Source organism: Streptomyces sp. IBSNAI002, assembly GCF_052244475.1.
Lineage (GTDB): Bacteria > Actinomycetota > Actinomycetes > Streptomycetales > Streptomycetaceae > Streptomyces.
In genome coordinates this window covers 2,501,688-2,520,876 of the sequence record NZ_JBQPXG010000002.1, presented here as the reverse complement: position 1 = coordinate 2,520,876, position 19,189 = coordinate 2,501,688, and the positions used below count along the sequence as shown (strand labels likewise).

General features: G+C 73.0%; 21 protein-coding genes and 1 riboswitch. Of the genes, 9 read left to right on the top strand and 12 right to left on the bottom strand.

Annotation, left to right across the window (positions count from 1 at the left end; genetic code table 11):
* The first annotated feature begins 87 nt into the window (after nucleotides 1-87).
* Nucleotides 88-360, top strand: coding sequence for a (2Fe-2S)-binding protein (locus ACTVZO_RS12265; protein ID WP_443298411.1), 273 nt, complete (start codon nucleotides 88-90; stop codon nucleotides 358-360).
* Nucleotides 361-416: 56 nt separating this feature from the next.
* Here the strand turns inward: ACTVZO_RS12265 and bfr are convergent, their stop codons facing one another.
* Nucleotides 417-893, bottom strand: a complete 477-nt coding sequence (bfr, locus tag ACTVZO_RS12260; protein ID WP_443298410.1) for a bacterioferritin — start codon at nucleotides 891-893, stop codon at nucleotides 417-419.
* A 189-nt stretch (nucleotides 894-1,082) separates the two neighbouring features.
* On the opposite strand from bfr, the gene ACTVZO_RS12255 reads away from it, so the two are divergent.
* Nucleotides 1,083-1,715 carry a sulfite oxidase-like oxidoreductase gene (locus ACTVZO_RS12255; protein ID WP_443298409.1) on the top strand — a complete coding sequence of 211 codons (633 nt, stop codon included), beginning with the start codon at nucleotides 1,083-1,085 and terminating at the stop codon, nucleotides 1,713-1,715.
* 21 nt (nucleotides 1,716-1,736) lie between these two features.
* On the opposite strand, the gene ACTVZO_RS12250 is transcribed toward ACTVZO_RS12255, so the two are convergent.
* The 6 genes from ACTVZO_RS12250 to thiO all read right to left on the bottom strand — a co-directional run bounded on the left by ACTVZO_RS12250 (nucleotide 1,737) and on the right by thiO (nucleotide 7,342).
* On the bottom strand, nucleotides 1,737-2,216 hold the full coding sequence (locus ACTVZO_RS12250; protein WP_443298408.1) for a DUF4396 domain-containing protein: 480 nt from the start codon (nucleotides 2,214-2,216) through the stop codon (nucleotides 1,737-1,739).
* A 92-nt stretch (nucleotides 2,217-2,308) separates the two neighbouring features.
* Nucleotides 2,309-3,166, bottom strand: coding sequence for a deoxyribonuclease IV (locus tag ACTVZO_RS12245; protein WP_443303128.1), 858 nt, complete (start codon nucleotides 3,164-3,166; stop codon nucleotides 2,309-2,311).
* Between the two features lie 9 nt (nucleotides 3,167-3,175).
* On the bottom strand, nucleotides 3,176-5,077 hold the full coding sequence (gene pknB, locus ACTVZO_RS12240) for a Stk1 family PASTA domain-containing Ser/Thr kinase (RefSeq protein ID WP_443298407.1): 1,902 nt from the start codon (nucleotides 5,075-5,077) through the stop codon (nucleotides 3,176-3,178).
* 98 nt (nucleotides 5,078-5,175) lie between these two features.
* Nucleotides 5,176-5,970, bottom strand: a complete 795-nt coding sequence (locus ACTVZO_RS12235; RefSeq protein ID WP_443298406.1) for a thiazole synthase — start codon at nucleotides 5,968-5,970, stop codon at nucleotides 5,176-5,178.
* Nucleotides 5,971-5,975: 5 nt separating this feature from the next.
* Entirely contained in the window at nucleotides 5,976-6,176 is a 201-nt protein-coding gene (gene thiS / locus ACTVZO_RS12230; RefSeq protein ID WP_384226841.1) for a sulfur carrier protein ThiS, read from the bottom strand.
* Nucleotides 6,173-7,342, bottom strand: a complete 1,170-nt coding sequence (gene thiO / locus ACTVZO_RS12225; RefSeq protein ID WP_443298405.1) for a glycine oxidase ThiO — start codon at nucleotides 7,340-7,342, stop codon at nucleotides 6,173-6,175. The genes thiS and thiO overlap by 4 nt, the downstream gene beginning before the upstream one ends.
* Nucleotides 7,340-7,452: riboswitch (TPP riboswitch) on the bottom strand. Its footprint overlaps the gene before it by 3 nt.
* 80 nt (nucleotides 7,453-7,532) lie before the next feature.
* Between thiO and ACTVZO_RS12220 the strand changes: the two genes are divergently transcribed.
* From ACTVZO_RS12220 to ACTVZO_RS12200, 5 genes are all read left to right on the top strand, one after another.
* Nucleotides 7,533-8,753 carry an NAD(P)/FAD-dependent oxidoreductase gene (locus ACTVZO_RS12220; protein WP_443298404.1) on the top strand — a complete coding sequence of 407 codons (1,221 nt, stop codon included), beginning with the start codon at nucleotides 7,533-7,535 and terminating at the stop codon, nucleotides 8,751-8,753.
* A gap of 75 nt (nucleotides 8,754-8,828) precedes the next feature.
* Entirely contained in the window at nucleotides 8,829-9,194 is a 366-nt protein-coding gene (locus ACTVZO_RS12215) for an Rv2175c family DNA-binding protein (RefSeq protein ID WP_443298403.1), read from the top strand.
* A gap of 75 nt (nucleotides 9,195-9,269) precedes the next feature.
* Nucleotides 9,270-9,911: a thiamine phosphate synthase gene (gene thiE, locus ACTVZO_RS12210; protein WP_443298402.1), complete on the top strand. Its 642-nt coding sequence runs from the start codon at nucleotides 9,270-9,272 to the stop codon at nucleotides 9,909-9,911.
* A gap of 89 nt (nucleotides 9,912-10,000) precedes the next feature.
* Entirely contained in the window at nucleotides 10,001-10,915 is a 915-nt protein-coding gene (metF, locus tag ACTVZO_RS12205) for a methylenetetrahydrofolate reductase [NAD(P)H] (protein ID WP_443298401.1), read from the top strand.
* Nucleotides 10,916-10,966: 51 nt separating this feature from the next.
* Nucleotides 10,967-11,902, top strand: coding sequence for a hypothetical protein (locus tag ACTVZO_RS12200; protein WP_443298400.1), 936 nt, complete (start codon nucleotides 10,967-10,969; stop codon nucleotides 11,900-11,902).
* Nucleotides 11,903-11,924: 22 nt separating this feature from the next.
* On the opposite strand, the gene ACTVZO_RS12195 is transcribed toward ACTVZO_RS12200, so the two are convergent.
* The 5 genes from ACTVZO_RS12195 to ACTVZO_RS12175 form a co-directional block, all read right to left on the bottom strand.
* Nucleotides 11,925-13,367 carry a phytoene desaturase family protein gene (locus ACTVZO_RS12195; RefSeq protein ID WP_443298399.1) on the bottom strand — a complete coding sequence of 481 codons (1,443 nt, stop codon included), beginning with the start codon at nucleotides 13,365-13,367 and terminating at the stop codon, nucleotides 11,925-11,927.
* A 35-nt stretch (nucleotides 13,368-13,402) separates the two neighbouring features.
* Nucleotides 13,403-14,029: a DUF4126 domain-containing protein gene (locus ACTVZO_RS12190; RefSeq protein ID WP_443298398.1), complete on the bottom strand. Its 627-nt coding sequence runs from the start codon at nucleotides 14,027-14,029 to the stop codon at nucleotides 13,403-13,405.
* A 91-nt stretch (nucleotides 14,030-14,120) separates the two neighbouring features.
* Nucleotides 14,121-14,522: a DUF3040 domain-containing protein gene (locus tag ACTVZO_RS12185; protein ID WP_443298397.1), complete on the bottom strand. Its 402-nt coding sequence runs from the start codon at nucleotides 14,520-14,522 to the stop codon at nucleotides 14,121-14,123.
* Nucleotides 14,523-14,801: 279 nt separating this feature from the next.
* Nucleotides 14,802-15,560 (bottom strand): class I SAM-dependent methyltransferase, encoded by a 759-nt coding sequence (locus ACTVZO_RS12180; RefSeq protein ID WP_384229288.1) that lies wholly within the window; start codon nucleotides 15,558-15,560, stop codon nucleotides 14,802-14,804.
* Nucleotides 15,561-15,681: 121 nt separating this feature from the next.
* Nucleotides 15,682-16,164, bottom strand: coding sequence for an SAV_6107 family HEPN domain-containing protein (locus tag ACTVZO_RS12175; protein ID WP_443298396.1), 483 nt, complete (start codon nucleotides 16,162-16,164; stop codon nucleotides 15,682-15,684).
* Between the two features lie 172 nt (nucleotides 16,165-16,336).
* Between ACTVZO_RS12175 and ACTVZO_RS12170 the strand changes: the two genes are divergently transcribed.
* Nucleotides 16,337-17,125, top strand: a complete 789-nt coding sequence (locus tag ACTVZO_RS12170; RefSeq protein ID WP_443298395.1) for an ATP-binding cassette domain-containing protein — start codon at nucleotides 16,337-16,339, stop codon at nucleotides 17,123-17,125.
* Nucleotides 17,097-19,184, top strand: a complete 2,088-nt coding sequence (locus ACTVZO_RS12165) for a YhgE/Pip family protein (RefSeq protein ID WP_443298394.1) — start codon at nucleotides 17,097-17,099, stop codon at nucleotides 19,182-19,184. Before ACTVZO_RS12170 ends, ACTVZO_RS12165 begins: the two co-directional genes overlap by 29 nt.
* Nucleotides 19,185-19,189: the final 5 nt, after the last annotated feature.

The window sequence follows — 19,189 nt, the reverse complement described above, 5'->3', positions numbered from 1 at the left end:
GGGGCTTTTAGGCGACCCTAACTTTGGGTACGGTTAGGTAAGCCTCACCGAATAGGGGTGGCTCGCAGAACCAGTCCGCCCAGGGAGGTGAACCGCGTGTACGTCTGCTCTTGCTTCGGGATCACCGATGAGCAGGTCAAGGACCATGCGGCCGCCGGGGCCTGCACTCCGCGCCAGATCGCCTCGGCCACCAAGGCCGGCACCGACTGCGGATCCTGTGTGCGCACCATCCAGGGCATACTCGGCCGCGGTGCGTGCCCGCGCCGGGAGCTGCTGGAGAAGGGCAACGGGGCGTCCGTGCTCGCCGCCGAGGTGTCGCCCGGCCCGGTTCCGGCACCCTCGCTCGCGGAAGCCGCCTAGACCGGCTGCCACCCGGCCCGCGCCACCGGCCCGGACGCCGTCCGGAGCCGGCCCTGCTAGCTCGGCTGCTCGATCAGCTGCGCGATGTACAGCGGCTCGCCCAGTGACTCGATGAGCTCCAGCTGGGTGTCGAGGTAGTCGATGTGGTGCTCCTCGTCCTCCAGGATGTCCTCGAAGAGGCGGGCGGAGGTGACGTCGCCCTTGCCGCGCATGACCTCGATGCCCCGCTTCAGCCGGTCGATGGCCTCGACCTCGACCTGGCGGTCCGCCTGGAACATCTCGGTGATCGTCTGACCGACCCGCACGTGGAAGAGGCGCTGGTAGTTCGGCAGACCGTCGAGCATCAGAATGCGCTCGGTGATCTTGTCCGCGTGCTTCATCTCGTCGATGGACTCTTCACGCGTGTACTTGGCGAGCTTGGTCCAGCCCTTGTTGTCCTGGATGCGGTAGTGCAGCCAGTACTGGTTGATGGCGGTCAGCTCGCCGGTCAGCTGCTCGTTCAGAAACTCAAGGACCTCGGGGTCGCCCTGCATCGCAGAGGCTCCTTCCAGACAATGTCGTCAATGACGGGGCTGGGGGTACCTCCCAGCCGTGGCCGGGGGATTGCGCGCATCCTTGCACCGCCGCTGAAGGCCGTCCAGTAAGTGCCTCCTTAGTGGGAGTTGCCCGAATCGGTCCAGACCTGGTCATGACCACCCCACCGCGTCTGTCACCATGGAGTCATGGGTCAGCCGGAAAGCCGGGAATCTCCGGGAGCAGAGCAGTCGGAGCTTCCACCGGGGCAGCGGTTGCAGCGGGGCTGGCCGGTCACCCACTACGGTCCTGTACCCAAGTTCAAGCCCGACCGCTGGGAGTTCCGCGTCTTCGGCGCGACGGCCGACGGTGACAAGCACTGCTGGAACCACGAGGAGTTCGCGGCGCTGCCGTTCGAGTCCGTCGTGGCGGACCTGCACTGCGTGACGAAGTTCAGCATGCCGGGCGCCGAATGGGGCGGCGTGCTCGCCCGTGAGGTCCTCGCCCTGGCGCCGCCCGCGCCGCAGGTCACGCACGTGATGGTGTGGGCCGAGTACGGCTTCAGCTCCAACATGCGGCTGGCCGACTTCGCCTCCGAGCGGACCGTCTTCGCCACCCACCAGGGCGGTGAACTGCTCACCGCGGAGCACGGGTTCCCGCTGCGCCTGGTCGTCCCGCACCTGTACGCGTGGAAGGGCCCCAAGTGGGTCCGCGGCGTCGAGTACATGACCGCCGACCGCCGGGGCTTCTGGGAGGAGCGCGGCTACCACAACATCGGCGACCCCTGGCGGGAGCAGCGCTACTCGTACCAGGAGGAGCCGGGGGACGGCCCCGAGTTGTAGGGCGCGTCCGCGTCCGGCGGGTCAGTGGTACCGGTGGACGACCGCATGCCCCTTGCCGCGGCCGATCAGCCACTTGTTGACCGGGACCGTGATCACGAAGGCCGCCGCGAGCGCGATCCCCAGGACGGCCCAGAACTTCGGGTCCGACAGGTGCGCGTCCATCGCGCCCGGCCACAGGGCGATCACGCCGTTGTCGATCAGTTCCATGACGGTGATCGAAAGAGTGTCCGCGGCCAGCGCCACCCGGACGGCCGTACGCAGGCCGACCCCTGCCGCGAGGATCCCGCGCAGGGTGAACGCGTAGCCGAAGAGGAACGCGAGGGCGATCGCCAGGACCATCGTCGGGACGTTCCCCCAGCCCAGCGCGGTCCCGATGACCATGCCGAGCACCTCGCCGACGGCGCACCCGGTGAGGCAGTGCAAGGTGGCCCGGGCGGCCGTGGCCCAGCCGGCGCGTCCATGGCCGTGCGGCTCGTGTGCGTGGTGCGCGTGCTGCTCCATGTCGACCCCCTGGTGGGAAAAGCCGGGTAGCGGTTCCGCCGATAGAGCAGAACCGTATACCCCCCAGGGGTATTCCTCAACGCATCGGGCGGTCACCCGCCCCCGCGCAGCTCCTTCAGCAGGGCCACGTCCGCCGCGTGCCCCTCCTTGCCGCCGCGAGTCTCGATGATCAGCGGTACGCCCGCCATCTCCGGGTGCGTGAACAGCTCGGCGAAGGCTCCGCGGCCGATGTGGCCCTGGCCGACGTTGGCGTGCCGGTCCTTGTGGGCGCCGACCCCCTCCTTGGAGTCGTTCGCGTGGACCAGCTTCAGCCGGCCCTCGCCCACCGTGTCCACCAGCAGGTCCAGCGTCAGCTTCGTCCCGCCCGGCTCCGCCAGGTCGTGGCCCGCCGCGAAGATGTGGCAGGTGTCCAGGCAGATCCCCAGCTTCGGATGGTGGTCCAGCGCGTCGAAGTACGGCCCGAACTCCTCGGCCCGCGAGCACAGCGAAGAGCCCTGCCCGGCCGTGGACTCCAGCAGCAGGAACGGGTCGTCGTCGTGCGTCAGCTCATCCAGCAGCGGCAGCATGTACTCCCTGACCTGCGCGTACGCCGCCTCACGCGGCCGGCCCCCGGTGGCCGAGCCGGTGTGCACGACCACGCCGAGCGCACCGATCTGCCGGGCCCTGCGCAGCGAGTGCCGCAGGGACTCCACCGACTTCTCGACGGTCGCCTCGGTGTGCGAGCCGAAGTTGATCAGGTAGGGGGCGTGCACGTAGGCCGGGAGCGACTCCTGCGCGCACCGCGTCCGGAACAGCTCGTCCTGCGCCGGATTGCCGACCGGCGTGGCCCAGCCGCGCGGATTCGCGACGAAGACCTGCACCGCCTCCGCGCCCATCTCCCGGGCGTACGTCAGGCCGACCGAGGCGAGCCCGCCCGCGACGGGCACGTGCCCGCCCACCGGATTGCGTATCACCGCTGCTCACAGCCCCTTGGTCTTGATGACGATCGTGGTGCCCTCGGGGGCGTTCTGGCCGCCGGCCACGGACTGGGTGTCCACGGTCTTGCTGAACGAGATGAGCGGCCGCTCCACCTTCACCTTGAAGCCCGCGCCCTCCAGGGCCTTGCGCGCCGCGTCCACGTCCTGGCCGGTCACGTCCGGGACGGGGAGCTGGCGCGGGCCCTTGGAGACGGTCAGCGTGACCGTGTCCCCGGCCGCGGCCTGGGTTCCGGCGCCGACCGACTGGTTGGCGACCGTACCGGCCGCGGACGGGGCGTTGACCTGTTCGGGGGCCGTGGCCACCTTCAGGCCGAGGCCCTCCAGGGCCGACTTGGCCTGCTCGAAGGGGAGGCCGGCCACGCTCGGCACCGGGACCGGGCGGCCCTTGCTGACGATCATGGCGACGGCCGTGTCGGGGGCCCGCTTCTCGCCGCCCGCCGGGTCGGTGCTGATCACCGAGCCCTGTGCGATGTCCTGGCTGAAGGCCTGCGTGACGATGCCGGGGGCCAGCCCGGCCTTCGTCAGCTCGGCCTTGGCCTCCTCGAGCGGGCGGCCCTTCAGGTTGGGCACGGCCACGACCTCGGGGCCCCGGGAGACGGTGAGGGTGACCGCGCCGTTGCCGCGGATCCGCTTGCCGCCCGCCGGGTCGGTGTTCATCACCGTGCCGCGGTCGAAGGTGCTGCTGAACTTCCGCTCGATCCGCTTCACGCCGAGGCCGGCCGCCGACAGCTCGGTCTTGGCCTGCTCCTCGGTCTTGCCGAGCAGGTTGGGCACCTTGGTGAACTGGCCGGAGTTGATGTACCAGACCCCCGTGCCGAGGCCGAGCGCCAGCAGCACGCCCGCGACGACCAGCAGCACGCCGCGCCGGGGCCCGCGCGCGGCCGCCGGGGCGGGCGGGAGCGGCGGCGGAACCTGGAACCGGGAGGTCTGGTGCACGGGCCGGTGCGCGGCGACCGGGCGCGGGATCACACTGGTGCGGTCCTCGGCGGCCGTCCGCTCCTCGGCGCGCGCCTGCGGCGGTACGGCGTCCAGCGCGGCGTCGCTGAGCTGTGCGCGGACCTCGCGGCTGAGGCCGAGCAGGGCGGCGGCGTCGTAGGGGCGCAGCTCCGGGTTCCGCGCGGTGGCCTGGGCGACGAGCTCGTCGAGGCCGACGGGCAGGCCGGGGACGGCCGCGGACGGCGGCGGCACGTCCTCGTGGAGGTGCTGGTAGATCACCTGGGCGGGGGAGCCGCCGGTGTGCGGCTTGCCGCCGGTGAGCATCTCGTACAGGACGACACCGCAGGCGTAGACGTCCACGCGGGTGTCGGTGACGCCGTTCTCGATCTGCTCGGGAGCCAGGTAGGAGACGGTGCCGAGGACGGAGCCGGTGGTGCTGGTCACCGAGTCCACGGACCGGACCAGCCCGAAGTCGGCCACCTTGACCCGGCCGTCGTCACCGATCAGGACGTTCTCGGGCTTCATGTCGCGGTGCACGAAACCGGCCCGGTGGGCGGCGCCGAGGGCGGCGAGCACGGGCTCGAGGATGTCCAGCGCGACCCGCGGCTGGAGCGCGCCGCGCTCGCGGAGCACGTCGCGCAGGGTGCAGCCGGAGACGTACTCCATGGCGAGGTAGACGTACGGCCCGTCCGTGCCCTGGTCGAAGACGGCGACGACGTTGGGGTGGGCGAGCCGGGCCACGGACTTCGCCTCCCGGATGAACCGGTCGACGAAGGCGGCGTCCGCGGCCAGCGCCGGGTGCATGACCTTCAGCGCCAGCACGCGGTCCAGGCGGGTGTCCACGGTCCGGTAGACCGTGGCCATGCCGCCGGCGGCGATGCGGGCGTCGACGCGGTAGCGGCCGTCGAGCACGCGCCCGACGAGGGGGTCATCCAGGGTCGTATCCACCCGGAGATTCTACGAGCCGCCGCGAAGCCCCCGGCCTGGGCGGGGCACGTTGCAGCGCAGCTGTGACGTGGGCGCGCCCGGGGCGGGACCCCGTCCCCTCAGAACGCCGGGCGTTCCGGGTCCAGGGCCGGGAGGCCCGAGGCCGGGGACGAGGCGTGGGCGAAACGGCGTTGGGGGATGCGGCCCGCGCGGAACGCGAGCCGCCCCGCCGATACGGCGTCCCGCATGGCCGCGGCCATCAGCGCCGGGGCCTGCGCCCGGGTCACCGCCGAGGCGAGCATCACGGCCGCACAGCCCAGCTCCATCGCCAGGGCCACGTCCGAGGCCGTCCCGGCCCCCGCGTCCAGGATGACCGGGACCCCGGCCCGTTCCGTGATCAGCTCGAAGTTGTGCGGGTTGCGGATCCCCATGCCCGACCCGATCGGCGACCCCAGCGGCATGATCGCCGCGCAGCCCGCGTCCTCCAGCTTGCGCGCCAGCACCGGGTCGTCGTTCGTGTAGGGCAGGACGGTGAAGCCCTCGTCCACCAGGGTCTCGGCCGCGTCGAGGAGTTCCACGCCGTCCGGCAGCAGGGTCCGCTCGTCCGCGACCACCTCCAGCTTGATCCAGTCCGTGCCCAGCGCCTCCCGCGCGAGCCGCGCGGTCAGCACGGCCTCGCCCGCCGTGAAGCAGCCCGCCGTGTTGGGGAGGACCGCGATGCCGAGTTTCGAGAGCACGGACAGGACGGAGCCCTGGACCGTCGGGTCCAGCCGCCGCATCGCCACCGTCGTGAGTTCCGTGCCGGAGGCCACCAGGGCCCGCTCCAGCACGTCAAGGCTCGGTGCCCCGCCCGTGCCCATGATCAGGCGGGAGGAGAAGGTCCGGCCGCCGAGCGTGAAGAGGTCGTCCGCCATGCCGCTCAGCCTCCCTGGACCGCGGTGAGGATCTCGACCCGGTCGCCCTCGCCCACCGCCGTGGCCGGCCACTGCCCGCGCGGGACCACGGTCTCGTTGAGCGCGGCGGCGACCCCGGAGGGAGCCGCGGTCAGGGTGGCGACCACCGCGTCGAGCGTGGTGCCGGCCGCGACCTCGCGCGGCTCGCCGTTGACGGAGATGGTCATGCGTACGACTCCTGACGTGCGGTGGAGAACCGGCGGGGGCTGAAGGGGCGGGCGATCGGCGGCAGTTCGCCGGTGGTCAGCAGGTCCGCCATGACCTCGCCGGTGAGCGGGGTCAGCAGCACCCCGTTGCGGTAGTGCCCGGTCGCCAGGTGCAGGCCCGGCAGGTCGGTCGGGCCGAGCATCGGCGCGTTGTCGGGCGAGCCGGGGCGCAGCCCCGCCCTGGTCTCCACCAGCGGGAGTTCGGTGATGCCGGGTACCAGCTCGTGGGCGTCGCGCAGGAGTTCGTAGACCCCGCCCGCGGTGACCGTGGTGTCCCAGCCCAGTTCCTCGCTGGTGGCGCCGATGACGAGTTCGCCGCTCTCCCGCGGCACCAGGTAGACGTGGCTGCCGCGTACGACGGCCCGTACGGTCCGTGACAGGAACGGCGCGTAGGCGGGGGGCACCGACAGGCGCAGCACCTGCCCCTTCACCGGGCGTACGGGTGCCACCACCTCCGCCGGTACGCCGGCCAGCCGGCCGCTGAGCGAGCCCGCCGCCAGCACCACCTGGTCCGCGCGCAGCTCCGTACCGTCGTCGAGGAGGGCGCCGGCCGCCCGGTCGGACGTGACGAGCAGCTGTTCGGCGGCCGCCCGGTGGACCTCCACCCCGGCCCGTTCGCAGGCGGCCAGCAGGGCGGCCGCGAGCAGCCGCGGATCGACCTGGTGGTCGCCGTCCACGCGCAGCCCGCCGCGTACGCCCGGGGCCAGCATCGGCTCCAGGCGGCGGCACTCGCGGCCGGTGAGCCACTCCGAGTCCAGGCCGCAGCGGCGCTGGAGGGCGTGCAGCTCGCGCAGGTGGAGGCGGTCGTCGGCGTCCAGGGCGACGGCGAGGGTGCCGCAGGCGCGGTAGCCGATGTCCAGACCGCCGCTCGCCTCGGCGAGCTCGGCGGCGAATTCCGGATAGCGCGCGGCGGAGGCGAGGCCCAGGCCCAGCAGGGCCTCCTCGCCGTAGTGCAGCTCCGTGACCGGGGCGAGCATGCCCGCCGCGACCTGGGCGGCCCCGCCGCCGGGGGCCGGATCGGCCAGTACGGTGCCGAGGCCCCGGCGGGCCGCCCGCCAGGCCGTGACGAGCCCGATGATCCCGCCCCCGATGACGAGGACGTCGGATCCCTTCCGAGATGAGTGCATGGGCGTCCAGCCCCTCCCTTCGCCGGCATGACCCGGATCAGGTTCGTACGGTCGGAGGCCGTCCAGCCTCCCTCTCAGCCCGGTGCGCCCGGACTCCCGCGATAGGTACGGTGGCCAGACTAACCCCGCCGCCGGCGGCGGGTAAGGGGCACCTATTCCTGACGGACCGTCAGATGATTAGGGTGGCCGGGTGAACGAGCAGACGGAACAGACTGAGAGCGGCGTCGTGATCGTCGGCGCCGGAATGGCCGGCGTGCAGACCGCCGTCGCCCTGCGCGAGGGCGGCTTCACCGGCCCCGTGACCCTGCTGGGCGCCGAACCCCACCAGCCCTACGACCGGCCCCCGCTGTCCAAGGCGGTCCTGCTCGGCAAGGCCGAGGACTCCGCCTTCGACGTGGACTTCGAGGCGCTGGACATCGGCCTGCGGCTCGGCACGGAGGTCACCGGGCTGCGGGCCGCCGCCCGCGAACTGGACACCGAGGCCGGGCCGGTCCCGTACGGGGTCCTCGTCCTGGCCACCGGCGCGCAGCCGCTGACCCTGCCCGGGACCGACGGCGTCCCCGGCGTGCACCTGCTGCGCACCCTGGACGACGCCGAGCGGCTGCGCCCCGTACTGGCGGCCGCGCCCTCGGTCGTGGTCGTCGGGGCGGGCTGGATCGGCGCCGAGTTCGCCACCGCCGCCCGGGAGGCGGGCTGCGAGGTGACCGTGGTCGAGGCCGCGGACCGGGTCCTGGCCGGCGCGCTGCCCGCCGAGGTGGCCGAGCCGATGGCCCGCTGGTACGAGGAGGCCGGCGCCGGCCTGGTCACCGGGGCCAAGGTCGCCGGCGTCGAGGAGGGCCGGGTGCTCCTCGCCGACGGGCGGGCGCTGCCGGCCGGCGCGGTGGTGGTGGGCATCGGCGCCCGCCCCGCCACCGGCTGGCTGGCCGGGACCGGCGTATCGCTCGGACCCGACGGCTCGGTCACCGCCGACGCCCACCTGCGGACCTCGCTGCCCGGCGTGTACGCGGTCGGCGACTGCGCCTCCTTCCCCTCGGCCCGCTACGGGACCCGGCTGCTCGTGCACCACTGGGACAACGCGCTCCAGGGACCGCGCACGGTCGCCGCGAACATCCTGGCCGGGGAGCCGGCCGAGGTCTACGACCCCGTGCCGTACTTCTGGTCCGAGCAGTTCGGGCGCTTCGTCCAGTACGCCGGCCACCACGGCGGGGCCGACACCCTGCTCTGGCGCGGCGACCCGGGGGAGCGGACCTGGTCGGTGTGCTGGCTGAAGGACGGGGCCCTGGTCGCGCTGCTGGCCGTCGGCAGACCCCGCGACCTGGCGCAGGGCCGCAAGCTGATCGAGACGGGGGTCCTCGTGGACCCGGCCAAGGCGGCGGACCCCGCGACCCCGCTGAAGTCGGCGACGGCCTGACGGCGAACGCCCGCCCGGTCCCCGGACGGGTCGCCCCGGTACCGGCGGCCCGGCCGAGGTGGCAGGCTTGTCCCCGTGACCGAGATTGACGCAAAGATCGATGCCCTTGTCCCCTCGTGGCTGTACCTCCCCGACATCGCGGAGATGCTCGACATCGAGGTGACCCGGGTCCGCCAGATGGTCAAGGAGGGGCAGCTCATCGCCGTACGCCGGGGCGAGAACCGCTCCCTGCAGGTACCGGCCCCCTTCATCGACGGAGACAAGGTCGTGAAGGGCCTCGTCGGACTGCTGACGGTGCTGCGCGACGACGGCTTCTCCGACGCGGAGATCCTGGAGTGGCTCTTCACGGCGGACCCGACCCTGCCCGGCACCCCCGCGCAGGCGCTGAGCGAGAATCGCGGCACGGAGGTCAAGCGCCGCGCCCAGGCGCTCGCCCTCTGACCCGATCGCATCCGCTCCACCGCGGTGTACGGGCCCCCGGGTCCGTACACCGCCTCCATCACGGGGGGTACACCCATGCAGCTGTCCGACGCCCGGCTCTACCTGTGCACGGACGCCCGCAAGCGCCAGGGTGACCTCCCCGAGTTCCTGGACGCCGTACTGGCCGGCGGCGTGGACATCGTCCAGCTGCGGGACAAGGGCATGGAGGCGGGCGAGGAGCTCGAGCACCTCCAGGTCTTCGCCGAGGCCGCACGGCGCCACGGCAAGCTGCTCGCCGTGAACGACCGGGCGGACGTCGCCCACGCCATCGGCTCCGACGTGCTCCACCTCGGCCAGGGCGACATCCCGGTGCCCGCCGCCCGCGCCATCCTCGGCGGCCCCGGCTCCGTGCTCATCGGCCGCTCCTGCCACGCCGAGGACGAGGTCGACGCGGCCGTGGCCGAGCCCGGCGTGGACTACTTCTGCACCGGCCCCTGCTGGCCCACCCCCACCAAGCCCGGCCGCCACGCCCCCGGCCTCGGACTCGTCCGGTACGCGGCCTCCCTCGGGCAGGACCGGCCCTGGTTCGCGATCGGCGGCATCGACGGCGGAAACCTGGACGAGGTGCTGGACGCCGGAGCCACCCGCGTGGTCGTCGTCCGGGCCCTCACCGAGGCCGACGACCCCGGCGCCGCCGCCGCGGAACTCGCCAAGCGGGTCCGCGCCCGCCTCGGCTAGGACGGGCCCGGCACCGGAGGGTGTCCAAAAACGTGTCCAAAAGGCGGACACCGCTTCGGTGTCCGCCAGCCCGCGTCTAACCTGCCCGTATGGCCTCTGGTACCGCTTCCACCTGGTCGGATCGTGCACACACGGTCCGCGACCTCCTCGCGTCCGGGCGCTCGTACTCCTTCGAGTTCTGGGCCCCCAAGACGGAGAAGGGCGAACGCAACCTCTGGAACGCGCTGCGGCGGATCGAGGCGGTGTCCCCGAGCTTCGTGTCCGTGACCTACGGAGCCGGCGGATCCACCCGCGGCGGCACCGTCAAGGCCACCGAGCAGATCGCCTCGGACACCACCTTGACCCCGGTCGCCCACCTCACCGCCGTCGACCACTCCATCGCCGAGCTGCGCCACGTCATCGGCCAGTTCGCCGACGCCGGCATCCGCAACATGCTCGCCCTGCGCGGCGACCCGCCGGGCGACCCGATGGCCGAATGGGTGGCGCACCCGGAGGGGGTCCACTTCGCCGCCGACCTGGTCCGGCTGCTCAAGGAGTCCGGCGACTTCTGCGTGGGCGTCGCCGCCTTCCCCGAGATGCACCCCCGTTCGAAGGACTGGGATACGGACATCCGGCATTTCGTGGACAAGTGCCGCGCGGGAGCCGACTATGCGATCACCCAGATGTTCTTCGATCCGGAGAATTATCTGCGGCTGCGCGACAGCGTCGAAAAGGCGGGCTGCGAGACCCCGATCATCCCCGAGGTCATGCCTGTTGTGGGCATCAAGCAGCTCGACCGGCTGCCCCAACTCAGCAACGCGGTCTTCCCCGCGGACGTGAAAGAGCGCATGCTCGCCGTCAAGGACGACCCGGCCGCTGTACGCTCCATTGGCATCGAGTTCGCCACGGAGTTCTGCGCGCGGCTGCTGTCCGAGGGTGTCCCAGGGCTGCACTTCATCACGCTGAATAATTCCACGGCGTCTCTCGAGATCTACGAGAACCTGGGCCTGCACCAGCGGGCCTGACCGGCGGGCCCCCGTAGCCTGGGCGGCCGGCCGTACCGAGAGGGGCCATGCATGGGTATGACGGTCCTCTACATCGCGTTCGGCTTCGTCGCGCTGTGGTTGCTTGCCGAGGTCCTGATGCAGTACAAGGCCCGGCTCCGCTGGCGCCTGCTCGCCTTCTCCGGCTTCCTCGGCGTGGTCGCCGGGGTGGTCCTGCCGTCGGTGCCGGTCATCGGCGCCGGCGCGGCCGCGTTCGCCGTGGGCCAGACCCTGGTCACGCTCTCCTTCCGCAAGGGCTTCGTGGCCGGCTGGGCGCTGCGGCGCGGCGGGGAACCCGTACGGCAGTCCGGCCGCCGGCGCTCCGGCGGCGCGCGTCCGGAACCGGCCCTCCAGGTCACCGCGCTGGAGTACGAAGGTGCGGACGGGGCCGCGGACACGGGCGAAGACCGCGCCTCGGAACGGCGGTTCCCGCCCGCGGTCGAGGACGTCTACAGCCCGCAGCCGATGCCCGAGGACACCGGCTCCTACGGCATACAGAGCTTCGCGCCCACCGCCGACGCGGGCCAGACGGCCGCCTTCGCCTCGCCGTTCACCACGGCCGAGCAGGACGCCCACCAGTACGCCGCGTACCACGACCCCACCGGCCAGGGCGGGGGCGGCGCGTACGACTACTCCGCCGGCTACCCGCAGGGCGACCAGCAGCAGGTCTACGCCGCCTACTCGGACCCGTACATCGGCACCGGCGGGGTCCTGGGACAGCCGACGTCCTACGACTACCCGAACGACGCGAACTACGCGAACTACGCCCAGTACTCCGCCTACACCCCGTACCCCGACCACGGGCAGCAGCAGTACTCCATGGACACCCCGCCCGGCGGGGTCTGGGTCCCGCAGCAGCGCACCACCGACGGGGGAGCCCAGCCCTACCCGGGGGACGAGCAGGGCGGCGAGCCACCGCAGCAGTACCCCTACCCCCAGCAGGGCGAGTACGAGCAGTACCGCTACTGAGCACCGGCCGGCCGCGGGCGGGTCACTGGGAGCCGCGGAACTCCGCGCCCTCCACGATCAGCCCGGCCACCAGGGCCCCGGTCATCCCGGCGTGCGCCAGCCCGCCGCCGGGGTGCGCCCAGCCGCCCGCCAGGTACAGCCCCGGCACCGCCGTGGCGTTGGCCGGGTAGAGCAGCCGCCCGCCGGCCCCCGCGAGGGCCGGCGCGGGCACCGAGCCGCCCGCGGCGCCGGTCGCCGCCTCGATGTCGGCGGGGGTGTGCGCCTCGTGCCACAGCAGCCGCTCCCGCAGCCCCGGCACGGCCTGCCCGGCCAGCTCCAGCAGCCGGTCGGGGGACGGCTCGGGCGCATCCGCCGCTCCCGCCGCACCCGCCGGGCCGCACACGGCGGTCACCGTGACCGCCTCGTGGGCCGCGCCGGGCCGGGTGGCGGGGTCGTCGGGACGCAGCACGGTGACGTCCAGGCCGGGGGAGTGCACGAGGGTGCGGTGGACGGTTCCCGGGGGCCGGGCGCCGCTCAGCGCCAGGAACAGGGTGAGCCGGCTCGGCAGGTCCGGCCCGCGGGCCGGGACCGCCTCGCGCGGCCAGGGCAGCGAGGCGGCGGGCAGCAGCCGCGGGTCGATCCCGCAGACGACGGAGTCGGCCGCGACCTCACTGCCGTCCGCCAGCCGCAGACCGGCCGCACGGCCCGCGTCGGTGCGGACCTCCCGGACCTCCGCGCCGAAGACGAACTCCACCTTCCGCTCCCGGCAGCGCTCGTGGACGGCGTCGGCCAGGGCCCGCATCCCGCCGCGCACGTACCAGCTGCCGAAGGTCTGCTCCATGTACGGCAGAACGGCGGCCGAGGCGGGGGCCCGCCCGGGGTCGATCCCGTACGCGCGCACCCGGCCGGCCAGCACCTCCCCGAGACCGCCGCCCAGCTCCCGGCCGGCCACGTCGGCCAGCGTCGGGGGGCGGCGGCGCAGCAGGCCGCCGCGGCGCAGGGCGGGATACGGATCGGCGGCCAGGGCCCGGCGGTCGGCGGGCAGCGGCTCCTCCAGCAGGGGCCGGCGGGTGGCGTCCCAGGCGTCCCGGGCGCGGCCCAGCACGGCGTTCCAGCGCTCGCCCGCGCCCTGCCCGAAGGCCCCGTCGAGGGCGGCGGCCACGCCGCCGCGGGAGGCGCCGGGGAGGGCGACGTCGACCCCGTGGTGGGGGAGGACGTGCCGGACGGCCGGGTCCGCCTGCGCCATGTCCACGCAGGTCTCCAGGGACCGCTTGCCGGTCTTGACGAACAGGTCGCGGTAGACGGCGGGCAGGTGCAGCAGGCCGGGCCCGGTGTCGAAGGCGAAGCCCTCGCGCTCGTACCGGCCGACCGCGCCCCCGTACGTCTCCCCGCGCTCGTACACCGTCACCCGGTGTCCCGCCACGGCCAGCCGGGCCGCCGTCGCCATCGCGCCCATCCCGGCGCCGATCACCGCAATTCGTGCCATGCGGCTGAGCCTATCGAGGGAGGCGTCCCCTCAGGTCAGGGAGGTGGGGCGGCCGTCTGCGCGCGGGCTTCGGCGGCCAGCCGCTTCTCCTCGCGGCGCTGGGCGCGGCGGCGCAGGAAGCGGCGGATCCGGGTCCAGAGGAAGATCAGCAGGGCCAGTCCGGCGGCCAGCAGGACCGCCGCGATGACGGCGGCGGCCTCGGGGTTGAACATCGCGAAGGTGACCAGGCCCGCCACGCCGAGGTCCTCGGCGATACTCATGGCGACGTTGCTGAACGGCTCGGGCGAGGTGTTGATCGCCATCCGGGTGCCGGCCTTGACGAAATGGCTGACCAGGGCGGTGGAACCGCCCACCGCGCCGGCGGCGATGTCGGAGAGCGAACCGCTCTGCCCGGCCAGCAGCGCGCCGACCGTGGCACCGGCGACCGGGCGGATCACGGTGTGGACCGAATCCCAGACCGAGTCCACGTACGGGATCTTGTCGGCGACGACCTCGCAGAGGAACAGCACGCCCGCGACGATCAGCACGTCGGTGCGTTGCAGGGAGGCCGGGACCTCGTCGGTCAGGCCGGTCGCGCCGAAGATGCCGAGCAGGAGGATCACGGCGTACGCGTTGATCCCACTGGCCCAGCCGCTGGTGAAGACCAGGGGGAGCACACTCACCCCCACATCATGCCGCAGCCCGGTGCCGCAGAGCAGTGAGGGGACGGAAGCCGGCAGGCTCCCGTCCCCTCACTCACGATGTCCGGGGGCGCTACTGCCCCTGTTCGTCACGGCGGCGCTGCCACCGTTCCTCGATGCGGGTCATCATCGACCGACGCTGCCGGCTGCGGCCACGGGCCGAACCGTCTGAACTTCCGGAGACGGGCTGCTCGCCAGGCTTGGGTGCCTTGCGCCAACCGGTGACGACGAGGACCGTGCAGCCCAGCATGACGAGAAATCCCACCACACTGACCCAGAGCACGTCCTGCCAGATCACACCGGCCATGAGGAGCGCGATACCCACCACAATGCCTGCGACTGCCTGGTAGACCCGTCGCCGGGTGTACGTGCGCAGTCCGCTTCCCTCAAGCGCTGTCGCGAACTTGGGATCTTCGGCGTACAGCGCTCGCTCCATCTGCTCGAGCATGCGCTGCTCGTGCTCCGAGAGCGGCACGGGAGTCCTCCTCATCCGTCGGTCGCGGGGGGTAGCGACCAGGGGTCCCCTTCAGGATAGGCGGGGAATCGCCCCCGTGATACCCGCCCTCTACGCCACGTTCTCGAATAGATCATTCATGGATCCGTATCGACAACGATCCGTGCCGCCGCGGGAGCGGCCACTGAGGCGCTTATTCCCCAATGGCACGTCCACCATGCCGGTCACTGCCCCGATCATACGGGGCCGATCGCCGGTTCGGAGGGTGTGTGGCCGACTCCGTCCGACGAAGATCGCAGATCAGGCCTGCTTCTCGCCCAGCACGTGCAACTGCGTGGCGACCGCGTGGAAGGCGGGCAGCTCCGCGGCGGCCTCCTCCAGGCGCAGCAGTGCCTCCACGGCGCCGGGCTCGGTGTCCACCAGGACCCCCGGGACGAGGTCGGCGAAGATCCGTACGCCGTGCACCGCGCCGACCTCCAGGCCGGCCCCGCCGACCAGCTCGGCGAGGGTCTCGGCGGTGAAGCGGCGGGGTACCGGGTCGCCCGAGCCCCAGCGGCCGGCCGGGTCGGTGAGGGCGGTACGGGCCTCCGTGAAGTGTCCGGCCAGGGCGCGCGCGAGCACGGCTCCGCCGAGTCCGGCGGCCAGCAGGCTGAGCGTCCCGCCGGGGCGCAGGGCGGCGACCGCGTTGGCCACGCCCTCGGCCGGGTCGTCCACGTACTCCAGTACGCCGTGGCAGAGCACCACGTCGTAGGCGTCCCGCTCGACGACGTCCAGCAGGCCCTGGGCATCGCCCTGGACCCCGCGGACGAGGTCGGCGACCCCGGCCTCGGCCACCCGGCGCTCCAGCCCGAACAGCGCGTTCGGGCTGGGGTCGACGACGGTGACGCGGTGGCCCAGGCGGGCCACCGGCACGGCGAACTTCCCGGTGCCGCCACCGGTGTCGAGCACGTCCAGGACATCCCGGCCGGTCGCCTTCACGCGGCGGTCGAGCGCCTCCTTGAGGACCTCCCACACCACGGCGGTGCGGAGGGAGGCACGGGGGCGGGAAGTGTCCGACACGGCTGATGGCTCCTCGGCGCGGTAGGCAACGGGTGAGGGGTCAGTGCCCCACCGGGCCCCACCCTATGGCCTTCCGCGTCGAGGGCCGGTCTTTCGGGGCCGGGTGCCGGGCCCCGGCGGCTCATCCCGCCTCGGGCCGCTCCGGACGGGGCTGGGGCAGGGGCTGTTGCGGAGGCCGGATCGCGAGCATCCGCTCCACCAGGCGCAGGAACATCGAGACCGCGCGCACCAGATCGTCCGCCTCCCGGCTGCTGGCCGCGCCCGGTATCCCCGCCTCGGCCCGGGCCCGGCGGGCGGCGCCGGAGGCGAAGAGCGCGCTCCACTCCGCCAGCTCCGGCGCTATCTCCGGCAGCACCTCCCACGCGCTGCGGATCCTCGGCCTCCGCCGCGGGTTCACCGGTTCGGGCCGCCCCCGCGCCGCGAGCACGGCCGCGGCGGTGCGCAGCGCGGCCAGGTGGGCGGTGGCGTAGCGCTCGTTGGGACGGGGCAGGCGGGCGGCCTCGGTCAGGCCCTCGTGGGCCTTGGCGAGCAGGTCGAGGGCGGCCGGCGGAGCCGCCGACCTCCGCAGGACGGGGTGGACAGGGGACGCGGACGGTGTGGCCATTGCGAACCTCCTGTCGATGCGTTGCCTCCATCGTGACCGGCCCCACTGACAATCGCCCTGACCTGCGGTTTTTGGAGTCTTGTGGGGGTAACTGCCCCCCGCTGCGCGCATGGTGCGGAAAGAGCTGATAGTTTTTGAACTGACCGGTCAGTTCAAAATGAAGGGGGACGGTGTGGACAGCCCGCACGGCGCGGCCGTCAAAGCCGAGGACTTCGGACTCAAGGGCCCGCGCGGCTGGGCCTTCCGCGGCATCGGCATCGACGCGGAGCCCGGCTCGCTCATCGCGGTCGAGGGCCCCTCCGGCAGCGGCCGCACCTGCCTGCTCCTTGCCCTCACCGGACGGATGAAACCCACCGAGGGACACGCCGAGGTCGGCCGCCACCGGCTGCCGAAGAGGATGGCCGCGGTCCGCCGGATCGCCGCCCTGGGACCGGTCTCCGGCGTCAACGAGCTCGACCAGGCCCTCACCGTCGCCGAGCAGCTGCGCGAGGGCGCCCTGCTCCAGCGCCGCTACGAGGGACCGGTCCGCGCCCTGCTGCGCCCCCGCGGCGAACGCCGCGCGAGCAGCACGGCCCGGATCAACGCGGCCCTGGACGCCGCGGGACTGGACCTCACCACGCTGCCCAAGGGGCAGCGCACCTCCGTACGGGACCTGGAACGCCTGGAAGCCGTACGGCTGTCCGTGGCCATCGCACTGCTCGGCTCGCCGCGGCTGCTGGCCCTGGACGACCTCGACATGAAGCTCTCGGACGCCGAACGCACCGAGGCCTGGGCCCTGCTCCGCTCGGTCGCCGCCGCCGGGACCACCGTCCTCGCGGTGTGCAGCGAGGCTCCCGACGACGCGCTCGTCCTGCGGACCGGCGGCAGCGCAGAAGCCGAAGCCGGCACCGAGAACGACACCGAGAACGACGACGACACGAAGGGGGCGGACGATGCGCTCGCCGAAGCTGGCCGCGCTTGAGCTGAAGCGGTTCGGGCGGGGGAAGTTGCCCCGGGCCGCTCTCGTCGCACTGCTCCTGCTGCCGCTGCTCTACGGAGCCCTGTACCTCTGGTCCTTCTGGGACCCGTACAGCCGCCTCGACAAGGTGCCCGTCGCCCTCGTCAACTCCGACCACGGCGCCACCGTCGACGGGAAGCGCATCGACGCCGGCGACGAGATCACCAAGAAGCTCCACGACAGCAAGACCTTCGACTGGCGCGAGGTCAGCGCGGAGGAGGCCGCCAAGGGTCTGGAGAACGGGACGTACTACCTGTCCCTCACCATGCCCGCCGACTTCAGCGAGAAGATCGCCTCCAGCTCCGGCGGGGACCCCGCCACCGGAGCCCTCCAGGTCCGCACCAACGACGCCAACAACTACATCGTCGGCTCGATCTCGCGCACCGTCTTCTCCGAGGTCCGCTCGGCGGCGTCCACCAACGCCTCCCGCGGCTTCCTCGACAAGATCTTCGTCAGCTTCTCCGACCTCCACGACAAGACCGCCGAGGCCGCCGACGGCGCCGACCGCCTCAAGGACGGCGCGGGCAAGGCCCAGGAGGGCGCGAAGGAGCTCGCCGAGGGCCTCGACACGGCCAAGGAGAAGAGCGGCGAGCTCGCCGGCGGCCTGCGCAAGCTCAACTCGGGCGCGGGCAAGCTGAAAACCGGCTCCAAGGACGTCGCGGCCGGCACCCAGAAGCTCGCGAACGAGGTCAACGGGGCCGCCGAGAAGGCCCGCCCGTTCGTCCGGGACCCCAAGAACCTGGCGGACACCGCCGAGCTGGTCGCCGACACCGCCAAGGTCGTCAAGAACCACCTCGACACCTTCGCCGAGAAGGCCCCGGCCGCCGCCTCCGCCGCCAAGAAGGCCTCCCAGGGCGCGGACGCCTACTACACCGAGCACTGCGTCACCCCCGGCAAGGAACCGCACCTGGCCTCCTGCCCCGACCTGAAGAAGGTCAAGGACGACGCGGCCGAGGCCGCCGAACTCTCCGGCGACGTCAGCACCCTGGTCAAGAACGCGAACGGCGACGTCGGCAAGCTCCGCACCCAGCTCACCGACCTGGAGAAGAAGGCCCGCCTCCTCGTCGACAAGGCCCCCGGCCTCGCCGCCGACCTCGACGCGGCCGTCGCCCAGGTCAACGCCCTCAACGACGGCGCCCACCAGGTCGCCACCGGCATGGCCGAGCTGCACACCGGCATCGGCAGCGCCACCACCGGCTCCGGCGCCCTCAGCGAGGGCGTGGGCAAGCTCGGCGACGGCGCGCACAGCCTGAGCGGCGGCATGTTCAAGCTCGTCGACGGCAGCGGGGAGCTCGCCGGCGGCCTGCACGAGGGCGTCGGCAAGATCCCCGACTACGACCAGCAGCAGCGCGACACCCGCACCGAGGTCATGGCCGACCCGGTCCGCCTCGCCAACCAGTCCCTGCACAAGGCGCCCAACTACGGCACCGGCTTCGCCCCGTACTTCATCCCGCTCTCCCTGTGGGTCGGCGCGATGGTCGCCTACATGCTGATCGCCCCGCTCAACCGGCGGGCCCTGGCCGCCGGCGCCTCGCCCTGGCGGATCGCGCTGGCCGGCTGGCTGCCCGTGGCGGCCCTCGGCGCCGCGCAGGTGAGCCTGCTCATGGCCGTGCTCCACTGGGGCCTCGGCCTGGAGCCCGCCCGCCCGGCCCTCACCGTCGGCTTCCTGATGCTGGTCACCGGCTGCTTCGCGGCGATCGTCCAGTGGCTCAACGCCAAGTTCGGCGCCGCCGGGCGGATCCTGGTGCTCGCCGTCCTGATGCTCCAGCTGACCTCGGCGGGCGGCACCTACCCCGTCCAGACCAGCCCGGGCTTCTTCAACGCCATCCACCCGTACCTGCCGATGTCGTACGTCGTCGAGAGCCTGCGCCGCCTCATCACGGGCGGCGACCTCGCCCCCGTGTGGCAGGGCGGCGCGGTCCTGGTGGCCTTCACGGTGGGCGCCCTGGCCCTCACCGCGCTCGCCGCCCGCGGCAAGCAGGTATGGACCATGGACCGGCTGCACCCCGAACTGAGCCTCTGAGAGCC